A 12,722-nucleotide genomic window follows, 5' to 3' on the forward strand; every position below is an offset into this window, starting at 1 on the left:
CGGCTGGGGTGGCATGGGCGGTACCGTCTATACCAGCACCTGCCAGACGACGTTCGAGATTATCGCCGGCCGCGTATCGGGCTGGACGATGCGCGGAGATGGATGCTGATCGCCGCCCGCTGAGGCGGCATGACGACGGGGTGGCGCTGGTTCGCCCCGCGAGGGGGTGGGAATGCGTGTGCCGCGCAGTGTGACGGTCTGCCTGATGGCGTGCTCGGTCGTGGCGTGTGCGCCGGCTTCGCGCCAGGACGCCTTTCTGGTGCGCGGCGACAGCCGGGCGGCGGCCATCCCCACCATTTCGGTCGAACATAGTTACACGCCGGCGCTGGATCAGGGGCGGCCGGACAGTCGGGTGGCCTATGGCGCGCCCGATACGCCGATCTATCGCGACCGGCCCCTGAACGAGAGCCTGCGCGGCAGTATCGAATTGGCTGATTATACGCGGGCGTTGGACCTCGCCGGGATGATGGCGCCATTGCGCGAGGCCGGGCCGTTTACCGTGTTTGCCGTGCCTAACCTGCCGATGGAGCAGTTCGCGCATGGGACCGCGCCCTCGGGCGGGATACCGGCCCCGGCGGTGCTGCGGCAGGCGCTCGCCTACAGCATCGTGCGCGGTGCTTATCCGGCGGCGCGTCTGCGCCAGTTGGTCGCCGAGGCGCCCGGCAACCGGGTCAGCCTGCCGACGGTTGCCGGCGGGACGGTGCTGGTTGGGCGGGATGCGGCGGGGCGGCTGGTGTTGTCGGACGGGGTCGGGCGGGTGGCGCCGATCTGGATTGACGGTGTGCCGCAATCCAACGGCGTGCTGTATCTGACCAGTTCGCTGCTGGCGCCTGCCTGAGCGCCAGCGGCTTCTGTTTCTGGCCTCGACCGGCTTTCAGGCGGCGTTTATCGCCGCGTTCATGGCACGCACGCCGGCTGCGGGGCCTTCGGGATGCGACCACACGGCGCTGATCACCGCCAGGAAATCGGCGCCGGCCCGTACCAGGGGCGCACAGTTATCGGCCGTGATGCCGCCGATGGCCACGACCGGCAGTTCCATCATCGTGCTCCACCATGTCAGCAGTTCCACGGAGGCGCGGATGTCGGTTTCCTTCGAGACCGAGGGGAAGAACGCGCCGAACGCCACGTAATCCGCCCCGGCTTCGCCCGCGCGCATCGCTAGGTCGCGGCTGTCGTAGCAGGACACGCCCAGTTGCAATCGGTCGCCCAGCAGGGTGCGGGCGGCGGCGGCATCCATGTCCTCACCGCCGACATGCGCGCCGTCGCAGCCGCTGCGGCAGGCCAGGTCGGGCCGGTCGTTCAGGATGAACGCGACGTCGCGTTCCTGCGCCACCGGGCGCAGGATGTCGATCGCGCGCAGGATCGTATCGTCGGGTACGTCCTTCAGGCGCAACTGCACGGCGGCGACCGGGCCGGCATCGAGCGCGCGCGCCAGATCCGGCGCGAACGCGACCGGGTCGAGGGTCGGGGGAGTGACGAGATAAAGCTGGCAATCATACATCGTGCGCCGATCATACGGTGCCGTGCGGTGTGATGACAGGGGGGCAGGCGCGTATTGGCGGGTGATCTATGCCGGAGAGATAGGCCCGCAGGCGTTCCGGTGACGGGGCGGGCCCCACCACATGGTGAGGCGGACGGTGCGGAAGGCAGCGCGCGCCCAGTGATTGGGCGAGCAGGTGGATCGTGTCCGCCTGGCGCCCGGTGCCGTGCAGCACGATGTGGCGCAGGCCCAGCCCCAGTGCTTCCGCGGCGCGGCCGGCGGCGGTGCCGCAATCGAGGAAGGCGGGAAAAGTGACGCCAGTTTCGGCCAGTAATGCGCGCCACCAGGCGGGCCCCATGAAACAGCCTGCATCGGCCGGCGACAGGAGGGTGCAGCCCGTTATGTCGGGCGTTTCTTGTGCGGGCAGCACGGCCAGAACGGCGCGGATCTCCACCGCCGAGGCGACGACGAAGACGCGCGGTGGGGGCGGGGGATGGATCATTGCTTGACGTTGAACCGCGTGCGGGCGATCAGTTCAAGAGTGAGTGTCTGTCCGGAAAAGTGGATCGGCATGCGCGTCATGCGGGTTATGCATGACGGAACGCTGCCGATATGCGGAGCCGGGCGGGGATTGAGACGTCGAGTGACGGGAATGACGACCTTGGGGCATGTTGAAGGATCGGACAGCCCGGCTGCCTGGGGAGCGAGTGATCCCGCAGACCGGCTGGAGCAGGCATTGAACCGTATCGCCTTTGCCCTGGATCGCCGGCATGAGGCGGTGGCTGCGGCGCCTGATCTCCAGACGCTGGCGGCGAATATCGATGCGTTGATCGCGCGGGTTCGCGACGTGCTGGGCCCCGACGAGGATATCGACGCGATGGGGGAGGGCTGAGCCATGGCGCAGGTTACGGTCCGAATCAACGGCTATGCCTATGTCGTCGGCTGCAAGGACGGCCAGGAGCGGCATCTTCAGGCCATGGCGCTGGAGGTCGAGCGTCGGATCGAGCATATCCGCGCCATCGGCGGCCAGAGCGGCGAGGCCCGGATCCTGGCGCTCGCGGCCCTGCTGATGGCTGACGAGATCCATGATCTGTCGGTCGAGAAGATGCCGGCGGATACCGCGCGCCAGCTTGCCGAGGGCCGGCAGGCGCGGGTGGAGAACGATCGGCGGCGCGAGCAGCTTGCCCTGCTGGTCGAACGCGCCGAGAGCATTGCGGCGACGCTCGAACATCCCTAGATAGGATGAGCGGGGCTGCCGGGTTCGTCAGGCAACTCAACCCCTGGGCCGATAAGCACTTCCTTAGGGAGCTGGCTCTGGCGTGATCCTGGTCATGTTATCTGGCGCCCACCTGCGTGAGCAGGTCCGGGAGGGCTGAAAGACCAACGGCCATGGTGGCTCCGCACATTCCTGTCTCCGATCTTCCCCCCTCTGATCCGCCCGCGCTGGTGGCGGCGAAAGCCGAGCTGCGCCGGTATTTGCGTGGTGTTCGCATGGCAGGCCCGGAGGCCGGCGCCGCGTTGTGCCGCCGGATGCGGGAACATGTCCGCGCCGTGCTGACGCCGGGGAGGTGTGTCGCCGCCGTCTGGCCGTTGCCTGGCGAGGTGGATCTGCGCGGCCTGTGCGCCAGCCTGCATGGGGATGGTTACGGTGTGCTGCTGCCCCGGACGCCGCCGCGCGGACAGCCCCTGAGCTTCCATCGCTGGAGCCCGGAGGCGACGATGTGCTCCGGTCGTTTTGGTACGCTGCACCCTGATGGTGAGGTTGCGCGGCCGGATCTGGTGTTCGTTCCGCTGCTGGGTTTTGACAGGCGGGGGTTCCGGCTGGGATATGGGGGCGGGTATTACGACCGCACGCTGGCGGAACTGCCCGGCGTGCCGGCGGTGGGCTTCGGCCTGTCGGCGCAGGAAGTGCCGGCGGTGCCGGTGGGGCCGTATGATGTTCCGTTGCCGGTGATCGTGACGGAACGGGATGTGATTCGGGTGTGAGGGGTTTCCGTTCTTTTTTGGAAAAAAGAACCAAAAAACTTTTGATCTGTTTGGGAGCCTTTTGCGTGCGGCTTGCGATTTCCCAAAACGGATAAAAGTCTTTTTGCTTCTTTTTCTTCAGAAAAAGAAGGAGAGACGGCACAAAGAGGAAGAAGGAAAGACGGGTGCGGATCTTGTTTCTGGGCGACATTGTCGGCCGTACGGGGCGCGAAGCGGTAACAGAGGTGGTGCCCAATCTGCGGCGGGACCTGCGCCTGGACCTGGTGGTGGTAAACGGTGAGAATGCCAGCCATGGGTTCGGTCTTTCACTGGCCATTGCCCGCGATCTGTTCGCGGCCGGCGTCGATGTGGTGACGCTGGGGAACCATGCGTGGGATCGCAAGGATCTCGTTGGCCAGATCGATGCGGAGCCGCGCATTATTCGCCCGGCCAATTATCCGCCCGGTACGCCGGGGCAGGGCAGCGTGGTGGTTGAACTGGTGGATGGACGCAAGGCGTTGGTGATCAACGTCATGGGGCGTCAGTTCATGGAGGCGCTAGACGATCCGTTTCGCGCTGTGACCGACATCATGGCGCGGCACCGCCTGGGGGTGACGGTGCATGCGGTGGTGGTGGATATCCACGCCGAGGCATCGAGCGAGAAATGGGCGATGGGGCATGTGCTGGATGGCCGGGCCTCGCTGGTGGTGGGCACCCATACCCATACGCCGACGGCCGACCATCGCATTCTGCCCGCCGGCACGGCCTATCAGACCGATGCGGGCATGTGCGGCGATTATGACAGCGTGATCGGCATGGGCAAGGATGCGGCGATCGCGCGCTTTCTGCGGCGGATGCCCGGCGAGCGGTTGCAACCGGCTGAAGGGGTGGCGACGGTGGCGGGCATGATGGTGGAAACCGATGATGCTACCGGGTTGGCTCGTCGGATGGCGCCGCTGCGGATTGGCGGGTTGCTGGCGTCGACGATGCCGGATTTCTGAGTTGGGGGTGGAAATGGGCACGGATGGTCGGTGCCCATTTTCCGTGGTGTGATGATCGGGCTACTTGATCGCTTGGGGACGCGAAAGCGACGGGCGGCTTTTGGACGATTGCAATAGGATGGCTGCCGTCAGGGCACGCGCTTGAGCATGTGGATTGCCACGCCGCCGTTTCGCGCCTCTTCGCGTTCGATTTCGTAACCTAGCGATGCATATAGGCGAAGATTTTCTTTGAACAGAGAGTTCGTATATAGGCGGACAACACCTACACCGGCTTGGACTGCTAGTTGCTCGGCATACGCAACCATTTTTCTTCCGTAGCCACGTTTCTGGAAGCGGGGTTCAACGGCGACATTTTCGATCAGAATGTCGTTCTCGCGCTGAATTGTTTCGAGGAGCGCTGCCAAATCTGGACCAGCGAACAGGAGGTCTACTCGGTGGTCACGAATGAACGCGGCGTGGTCTACGTTCATCGGGAGCGGCTTTCGCCCAATCACTGGTACCCACTTGGCGTAAGCTGCGCTAGTAAGTGCCGTAACTGCTTCGGTATCGCTGATCGTCGCCACGCGAATCGTCTCGGTCATACCTTCTATATGGCAAGTTTTAAGAGGAAGTGAAAGCGCTCGAAACGGCAAAAAGGGGGGAGGCGGGCTGTCGGCTTTAGATTTTACACTCGCGTGAAATACCATAAACCATCAAACAAGACGCAATATCTTGCCTCTCATTTTTAACGAATATAAGAATGGTAAATACAAAATGTTCGTGGTATTGACGAATAAATAATATTATCAATAGCCGACCTTAAAACATAAAAAGAATAATTTATTTCCCATAAAAAGTATAGATTCGATAGCGATGTTTCTATGTATTTAATTGATGCCGGATTATTAATTATCGAATCAATTGTTATATCTGTTACCCATCCAGAACATCCGTAATTAACATTTAACTCCAGAACAAGATCAGAAAAACATGGATAGTAAGAAAAAGGTATAAGTGTTGCTACGCTTGCAGTGGGCAGCATGTAATAAATGCGGTTATGGTTTCTTTGTGTCTCCCAATATGCAGATAGTAGAATTTGTTCTGCTATTGTGGTTGTAGTCCGCCCAAACATAATCTGTGCCATATAAACCTCGAGAATATAAAATTTTAATATTATTAATTAATTTTATGCACTAGTCAAATACGAACCCGACCTACTTGTTAGAGTATCCAATACGAAGGCGGCTTGAGCGGGGGGGGGCGCGCATGATTCCCGTGTACTGCGCCAGAGGGATAAACACGCATACTTGACAGTTCAGGCCATCCGGATGGCTACGGGCACACCGTCCTGGACCTTGATGTCAACAGACAGCACTTCTGTTTGTTGTGATATTTCTTTGGCTGCATCATTCAGCCCTTTGATTATATTTGCACTTTCGACTGTGATTTTTTCAAAAAGGACGTTCTCATGAGCAAGGACGGAGGCCTTGATTTCATATGATGATATACCTTGGATTTTATCCCGAAACGCCTTGTCTATTGATAAACCAACCTCGCCCATAGGGGATAGAACGGCCAATGCATTGGTAATATCCTGTAGGCGCACCTTTTTTCCCGTATCGCGGCCAGGAAATGCACACAGGAGTTGATAGCCGCAAGCCCGTGCCCGAATACACAGGAGGATTTCATCGCACATCCTCCCAATGCTGGTCTGAGCTTCCTTGATCGCAGTTGCATACTTGCTTGATCCCCAGCCTTCTTTCTTGATGACGCTGAAGGCCTCAACCTGAGCACTGATGTCGCTGGTCAGGTGCTCCTGCACCCTGACAAGATCAACTTCATGGCGTTCGATTTCCTGCAAGACTTCGTTGGCCAGTTCCCCTGTCAAAACAGAAGGGGCAACCTGCTGAAAGTAACGGATGGACGCAGTGATTATGGAGCGACGTTCATTCTGCTGGAATTTCGAGACATCTTTGATCGAAGCTTTGATTTCGTCGAGGCTTTTTTCAATAGCTTCCAGTTTTTTCTGCTCCGCCATGGCGGCAGCCAATGTCAGTAACGCGGCGGGAGTAGCTAGACTGACCAGGGACGCTGGATCGAGGCGGACCATACCCTGGTGACCCTTGGCAGTACCTACATAGTGGCCCAGCTTTTCGCTGTATGAAAGCGTCATTTCTGCGCGATAGTAGTTCCCATTTTTTAATATTTGTTCGGTCGAAATAAATGGTTGGGCGCCCTTCAGTATCGGCGTCAGAACATTCAGCAAGTTGCGACTGTATTCCATGTCCCGCCACCCAGTTGTGTCGGCATCGGGAATCGTCGCAAGAGATAGAACCCGGTCGCCATTCTCGGTCTGGATGATAACAGAGTCCGATGCGCTATCGATGCTAGCAGAACTATTACTGATTTCTGTTCCGGTGATTGAGGCGGGTTGGATCCGTCCTTCCTCAATCAGTTTACGGCGCAGATATATTATCTGCAGCATAATTGCCGCAAATGGCGGCCAGGCATCCGAACTCAATATGCCCCGCACGGCAGCCGACACGGCCGTGGCTGCCTCATTGACCAAAGCCTGCTGGTCGATGGTAGATGGACGGAGAGATAGATATTGCTTTGAAAACAAATTCAACAGGGTCGCTTCGTCTTCGCCCGTTAATGTTGAGGGAAACCCGACCTGTTTACACAGGCCACCAATGATCGCGGAGTAAGAGGGACGCTTTCCATCGTTGCGGCCAAGGGCCACCAGGCCAAGCCTGTAAATCTCGTCGCCAATCCGGTCTGCATAATTCGTGTGGTCAGGGAAGTAACGTTCGAATACACGACTGATTTTAAGAACGCTCTGCTGTGATTGCCCGAGGACATCTACAATGGGATCAAGCTCCTCATTTGTGCAATTCTCAAGAACATCATAAAGATCACTACACAGATTAACGTCTTGTAATTGCGTCATGTATGGTCCTCGTTTTGCTGTCCGTAAGCAGGCGTTTCCCTTTCCTAACTGATTGTCGGGTCCGGGCCTAGTATCCGTGAAGCAATGCCTGTTAGGACGTGTAGGAAATGCCGACCGCAAAAGCGTCTGCTTTCAGCCATTCCATGACACTCAAAAAGCGTCCGACTTGAGGCGAAAGACGACATGTCCCCTGTGCACTCTCTCTCAGCCTTGCCGGAGATACAAGCGCCTGGCCCCGACGTGAAACTCCCTTCCTTTCACGCTAGGCATGACGATGCCTCGGCAACGTGTTTAGTCCCGGGGTTTAAGGGCGCAGCACTCTTTCCTTACGTATTCACAACACTCCGATTGTCGGAAACGGTGCTGCATTCTCCAGCATGATCCGCCGTTCATGCGCGGTGACAGTCCGGTTCCCGTCGTCGACAAGGACGTCATCACGCTCGACAATGATCTCGTCGCTGAGGACGATGCCAGCTTTAATGATCGTTACACCGCGCCATGAGGTATGACCCGGCCGTAGATGAAACTCCTTCTGATGACCATCTTTCAGAAGGGTAATGGTTGTCGGATCGTTCTCGGAGTAGAAACCCTCTGCCGATCCGGCTCTTGATAAGGTGATTGCGCCTGTGGTGACGTCATAGCCGGTCACAATGACGTCCTGCGAGCCGCCCGCCCCGCCGAATTCCCAGGTAGACAGATGGCTCTCGTGCCAATAACTTCCGCTTTTCAGAGCGCCAAGCGGTTTGCCCCATACAGCTTGGTTGAACAATAACCCACTGGCATCGCGATCGGACTCGCATGCGACCTTGGCCGCATTAAAGATGCAGAAGCGATCGCCACTCGGTGTCATCGAGATATGGTGCCGGGCGATCGGGCGCCCATCGTACCGCGCCTGCATATCGAACTCGATGCCGTGGGTGGTCGCCTTGGTCACCCGGTAATCGGCAGTGCCGCCATTGCGCCAAACGAACTCTTGATAACCAGGGGCCGTTACGGAACGCTGGATCGAGAAAGCGTTGCTGAATACGTCTCCCGATTTCAGGCTCGGTTCGAATGAAGGGTTCGGGGTCGCAAGAGCGCCGCTACACCAGAGGACGGCGCTGCATAAGCAGGCGAGGCTTCCTGATGAAAGTTGCAACAGCCGATAATGCGCATGCGTCGGCAAAAGGCACCTCTCCATGCGCTTTTGCCTCGTGGGGTTGACGCCTTGCGCGCCTTTGGCGAGATCCCGCTTCATCATGGATGACTGCACACACCGCCGATTGGCCGGTGCGTCGCAACGAATGCGCCGATCGAAACCTTATAGGGCCGCAGGAGTCCGTTGGCATAATTGGCCTGTTCCACGCGGAAAGCCACGCTGTTGGCTGGTTTTGTGCGGGGTGTCGTGACACTCGAGCGGGCAGTGGAGAAATACAATGTCTGCCCATCCGGCGATAGACCGGTCGCGACCTCGTTGCCGGTACTGTTGATCGGGGCATCAAAATGCAACGGCGTACACCAGCCGGTTGTGGTGCGGAACGCGATAAACAGATCCTTCGCTCCCAGCGTGCCCGCACGGTTGCTGGCGAAGACGATGAAGCTCTCATCCGGCGCGATGGTCGGATCCATGTCATGGGTCGTTTTATCCGCGCCAGGGATGACGATGGGCGACGGGGTCGCAAACCCCTGACCTGCTGGCGCGGCGCGATAGATCGCCGTGCCGGTTGTACCCATCTTCATGAAATACAGGACGCCGGTTCTGGTGAAACTCGGGTAAAGGTCATTGTCGGTCGCCGAAGTCGGTTCGGGCAGGGCCGGCGTGGTCAGGCCGGTCCTGGAATCGTAGCGATACAAGCGATAGACCACCCCGCTGGCGGGGCGGATCGAGGCGAACACGATCGACGTGCCGTCAGGGGACACGGCCGGGTCGGTGTCCTTGTCCACGCCGGAGAACGGCGCGACTTGAGGGGCGGACCATAGGCCGTGCCGTTGCGTCGCCGCGAAAATGGTCAAGCCATCCCAGGTCGGCTGGCTTTTGGAAAAGTAGACGGTGTTGCCGTCCGGCGTGAATGCGGCGTTCAGGGTAAAGCCCGGGTCGCTGGAGAACGGCTGAAAGACGCCGAACCCGGCGGGCGAAACCGGAGGAATCTCCTTGGCGAGCGCAGCCTGCGTCATGCCTGCGAGAAGAGTCAGTCCGATGCTCCATCGTGTGGACAAAGAAGGGCGTGCCATTGACGTTGCCAGTCTCCTTGGAGGGCGTTGACGCGATGTCGCCGCCGCCGTAACGTTTCAGGAGGCAACGGTAACCACGAACTGTCCGCTCTCAAATATGAATTATAATAAAATTGCAGAAAGTAATGTGCGGTAACTCCTGAATGGCAATTGCCGCAATATGCCTGATGTAGATGGGAGACTCTCGTTGAGGCGGTATTTTATGGTTCCTGCACATCGAATCTTTCTGGCAATTACCTGCGCGACCGTGCCGGTTTTCCTCTGTGCCGCTGCGCCGCCGCCCGATGGGACACCCGTCACTTCAGCGCATGAAGCACCAGGCTGCGCCGGCCTTTCGCCCCACGCGTGCATTGGCATGGCGCTCGAGGCCATGGGCGGCGCAAGTCGCCTTACCGGCATGCGAACGGCGCGATACGATATCATCGGTCATCGTGTGGAAGCGGAACAATCTTATCGCCAAGCGCCATTCCAGATCGAATATGGTCGAGAAACCCGGATCGTCGACTATCAGCATGGCGCTGTCGATCGCGTGCATGAGTCCATTTTTCCCTCGACCGCACCGGACGAAAATATCAACAAGACCCATGTCGTGGCGTCGGCAGTCGGCGCGGTCATGAAAACGCCAGGCGGCGACAGACCGGCCGCTAAACAAATCCGTGAACAAGATGACGATATCCTGCATGATGAGCCCCTGACGGTACTGCAGGCGGCAGAAAGGGCGCCTGATCTGCATTACGCCGTGCCCGAATGGCTGCACGCGGCACCGCATACGGTCGTGACGTTCACGGATCACGGGCGGCCGATTCGTCTCGTCCTGAATGCCGGAAATCATCTGCCTGACGCGATCGAGCGAACCCGGACATTCGAGGATTTCTGGAACGTCTGGGGTGACGTCAATCAGCGCATCTATCTCGACAGTTGGCAGGATGTCGGCGGCCTTCTTTTCCCCGCGAGCCGGGTCGATCAGCGCAACGGCCTGGAAACGGCTCATGAGCAATATCTGGACGTGCGCTTCGATCCGGCTCTGACAAACGATGCTTTCTCCGTCGATTCAGCGGCGGCCGCCAAAAGCCTGCTGTCGCCGGGATGGGACCGGCCGTTTCCACCACAGGCGCAAACGATCGTTCCCGGAGTCTGGCTGTTCCAGGGGGCATGGAATGTCAGCGTGATCGAACAGGATGATGGCCTGATTCTGCTCGAAGCACCGATTTCCGCGTCTTATACGGCACAGGCGCTGGATGCTGCCGCGCACCTCGTGCCGGGCAAGCCCATCAAGGCAGTGATCTCGACGACGGACTCCTGGCCGCATGTCGCGGGACTGCGGGAAGCGGTGGCGCGGGGAATCCCGGTCTATCAACTCGATCTGAACCGACCGCTGCTGGACCGATTGATCGCTGCTCCTCATACCCTGCGACCCGACGACCTTGCCCGTCATCCCCGGCCGCCGCAATGGCACATGGTGAATCAGGTGCTTGCGATCCCCAGCCGTCACAATCCGATCATGCTGATCCCGATCTGCGGACCGTCGACCGAGCGACAATACATGGTTTACTGGCCCGATGCGAAACTCCTTTACGCGAGCGACACGCTGGTACTGAACCCCGACAATTCGTTGTATAATCCCGAACTGATGCATGAAGTGGCAAACGCGGTTGCGCGAGCGCATATCTCTCCGCAGACTGTTTACGCGATGCATCAGGCACCCATACCGTGGGGTAGAGCGATAGGAATGGTGCCGTAAGATTGGGCGTCCGCTGTCGGGAAGGCATGTGCTTGCATCTGTCGTCTGGAAATGGGCGGAAGCCGATATTTCTCCAGACGATATAGCGTCCCTTATTGAATAGGGTGGTAGCGGCCGTATAGGCGGGCGTTGAGCAGGATCAGGGTCAGGACGACGAGGGCGGCAGTGCCGACCGTTAGCATCATCGCGGGGGCGAGGCCGGTGCCGAACCAGGAGGCGAGGCCGGTTTGCAGGAGGGCGTTGCTGGCGGCGATGAGGTTGCCGCACTGGTAGGCAAGACCAGGGAAGGTGGCGCGGACCGAGGCGGGGGAGAGTTCGCTGAGATAGGCAGGGACGACGCCCCAGGCGCCCTGGATGCAGAACTGGACGCAGACGGCCCCGAAGGCGAGCCAGTAGGGGGAGTGGGACAAGGCCCACAAGGGCAGGCAGGGCAGGGTGAGGAGGGCGGCCAGGGCAATGCTGTATTGGCGGCTGATCTTCTGCGACAGCACGCCGAAGAACAGGCCGCCGGCGATGGCGGCGATGTTGTAAAGCACCACGATCAGCGTGATGGACGGGTGGGACAGGTGGCGTTCCAGGCCGAGGAAAACCTTGGGATAGAGATCCTGCGAACCATGGCTCATGAAATTGAAGGCGGCCATCAGGGTGATCGCGAAGACGCACAGGGCCGCATTGTTGCGGATGATGAACCACATGCCTGGGGCTTTGGTGGTGCTGGTGCCCGCGATTGCTCCTGCGCTCTGGTCGTGCTGGCGGCTCAGCCATTCGGGGCTTTCGGGGACGCGCAGCCAGATATAGACCGCCGCCAGCAAGGCGCTGCCGCCGAGGATGAACAGGCCGCGCCAGCCGATGAAGGGCAGCAGCAGGAAGACCAGCGATGCCAGCAGGTAGCCGCCGGGGTAGCCGGCCTGAAGGAGGCCCGAGGCGGTGCCGCGCCATGAGGGGGGAATGCTCTCCATGATCAGCGATGTGCCCACGCCCCATTCTCCGCCCAGCGCGATGCCGAAAAGGGTGCGCAGCAGCAGGAAGATGGCGAGGTTGGGGGCGAAGGCGGACAGGATCTCGATCGCGGAATAAACGACGATGGTGGTGATCATGACCGGCTTGCGCCCGTACCGATCCGCCGCGTGGCCGCACAGGAAGGCGCCGATCGGGCGTGTGAGGAGCGTGAGCGTGGGCGCAAGCAGGAGGCTTTGCAGGGAGACGTGGAAACTGCGGGCGACATCGTCGAGCGTGAACAGCACGATGAAGAAATCGCAGGCATCCAGCAGCCAGGCCAGCAGCGAGGCCAGGACGACATGCCGGGCCGTCGCCACGTCGTAGGTCCGGGATTGCTCCGTTATCGTCGCTGGTGTCGCCCGTGTCGTTGGTGCGGCGGTCATGTCATTCATGCCT

General features: G+C 59.8%; 13 protein-coding genes and 1 other RNA gene. 7 read left to right on the forward strand and 7 right to left on the reverse strand.

The features are described from left to right. Nucleotides 1-172: 172 nt before the first annotated feature. Nucleotides 173-838: a fasciclin domain-containing protein gene (locus ABF821_RS01200; protein WP_415528795.1), complete on the forward strand. Its 666-nt coding sequence runs from the start codon at nt 173-175 to the stop codon at nt 836-838. 36 nt (nt 839-874) lie between these two features. Here ABF821_RS01200 and thiE read toward each other — a convergent pair whose 3' ends face one another. Together thiE and ABF821_RS01210 are read right to left on the reverse strand one after the other, a co-directional pair. Then, nucleotides 875-1,501, reverse strand: coding sequence for a thiamine phosphate synthase (gene thiE, locus ABF821_RS01205; RefSeq protein WP_182974892.1), 627 nt, complete (start codon nt 1,499-1,501; stop codon nt 875-877). A gap of 10 nt (nt 1,502-1,511) precedes the next feature. Continuing rightward, nucleotides 1,512-1,982 carry a hypothetical protein gene (locus ABF821_RS01210; RefSeq protein ID WP_415528796.1) on the reverse strand — a complete coding sequence of 157 codons (471 nt, stop codon included), beginning with the start codon at nt 1,980-1,982 and terminating at the stop codon, nt 1,512-1,514. Nucleotides 1,983-2,132: 150 nt separating this feature from the next. On the opposite strand from ABF821_RS01210, the gene ABF821_RS01215 reads away from it, so the two are divergent. The 5 genes from ABF821_RS01215 to ABF821_RS01235 all read left to right on the forward strand — a co-directional run bounded on the left by ABF821_RS01215 (nt 2,133) and on the right by ABF821_RS01235 (nt 4,446). Beyond that, nucleotides 2,133-2,372, forward strand: a complete 240-nt coding sequence (locus ABF821_RS01215; RefSeq protein WP_182974944.1) for a hypothetical protein — start codon at nt 2,133-2,135, stop codon at nt 2,370-2,372. A gap of 3 nt (nt 2,373-2,375) precedes the next feature. Next, entirely contained in the window at nt 2,376-2,717 is a 342-nt protein-coding gene (locus tag ABF821_RS01220) for a cell division protein ZapA (protein ID WP_114726291.1), read from the forward strand. A 9-nt stretch (nt 2,718-2,726) separates the two neighbouring features. Next, nucleotides 2,727-2,883, forward strand: a non-coding RNA gene (gene ssrS, locus ABF821_RS01225) — 6S RNA. Beyond that, nucleotides 2,870-3,466 (forward strand): 5-formyltetrahydrofolate cyclo-ligase, encoded by a 597-nt coding sequence (locus ABF821_RS01230; protein ID WP_415528797.1) that lies wholly within the window; start codon nt 2,870-2,872, stop codon nt 3,464-3,466. The genes ssrS and ABF821_RS01230 overlap by 14 nt, the downstream gene beginning before the upstream one ends. A 164-nt stretch (nt 3,467-3,630) precedes the next feature. Then, nucleotides 3,631-4,446, forward strand: a complete 816-nt coding sequence (locus tag ABF821_RS01235) for a TIGR00282 family metallophosphoesterase (protein ID WP_415528798.1) — start codon at nt 3,631-3,633, stop codon at nt 4,444-4,446. A gap of 128 nt (nt 4,447-4,574) precedes the next feature. Here the strand turns inward: ABF821_RS01235 and ABF821_RS01240 are convergent, their stop codons facing one another. The 4 genes from ABF821_RS01240 to ABF821_RS01255 all read right to left on the reverse strand — a co-directional run bounded on the left by ABF821_RS01240 (nt 4,575) and on the right by ABF821_RS01255 (nt 9,586). After that, nucleotides 4,575-5,027 carry a GNAT family N-acetyltransferase gene (locus ABF821_RS01240; RefSeq protein ID WP_183008627.1) on the reverse strand — a complete coding sequence of 151 codons (453 nt, stop codon included), beginning with the start codon at nt 5,025-5,027 and terminating at the stop codon, nt 4,575-4,577. Between the two features lie 713 nt (nt 5,028-5,740). Continuing rightward, nucleotides 5,741-7,375, reverse strand: coding sequence for a hypothetical protein (locus ABF821_RS01245; RefSeq protein ID WP_415528799.1), 1,635 nt, complete (start codon nt 7,373-7,375; stop codon nt 5,741-5,743). A gap of 334 nt (nt 7,376-7,709) precedes the next feature. Beyond that, a complete protein-coding gene (locus ABF821_RS01250; protein WP_415528800.1) occupies nt 7,710-8,615 on the reverse strand; it encodes a hypothetical protein in 906 nt (301 codons plus the stop codon). Then, nucleotides 8,612-9,586, reverse strand: a complete 975-nt coding sequence (locus ABF821_RS01255) for a TolB family protein (protein ID WP_415528801.1) — start codon at nt 9,584-9,586, stop codon at nt 8,612-8,614. Before ABF821_RS01255 ends, ABF821_RS01250 begins: the two co-directional genes overlap by 4 nt. A gap of 355 nt (nt 9,587-9,941) precedes the next feature. Here ABF821_RS01255 and ABF821_RS01260 point away from each other — a divergent pair, with 355 nt between their 5' ends. Continuing rightward, nucleotides 9,942-11,327, forward strand: a complete 1,386-nt coding sequence (locus ABF821_RS01260; protein ID WP_415528802.1) for a hypothetical protein — start codon at nt 9,942-9,944, stop codon at nt 11,325-11,327. Nucleotides 11,328-11,419: 92 nt separating this feature from the next. On the opposite strand, the gene ABF821_RS01265 is transcribed toward ABF821_RS01260, so the two are convergent. Next, nucleotides 11,420-12,709 carry an MFS transporter gene (locus ABF821_RS01265; RefSeq protein WP_415528837.1) on the reverse strand — a complete coding sequence of 430 codons (1,290 nt, stop codon included), beginning with the start codon at nt 12,707-12,709 and terminating at the stop codon, nt 11,420-11,422. Between the last annotated feature and the right edge of the window lie 13 nt (nt 12,710-12,722).

The organism is Gluconacetobacter sp., assembly GCF_047721585.1.
Taxonomy (GTDB): domain Bacteria; phylum Pseudomonadota; class Alphaproteobacteria; order Acetobacterales; family Acetobacteraceae; genus Gluconacetobacter; species Gluconacetobacter dulcium.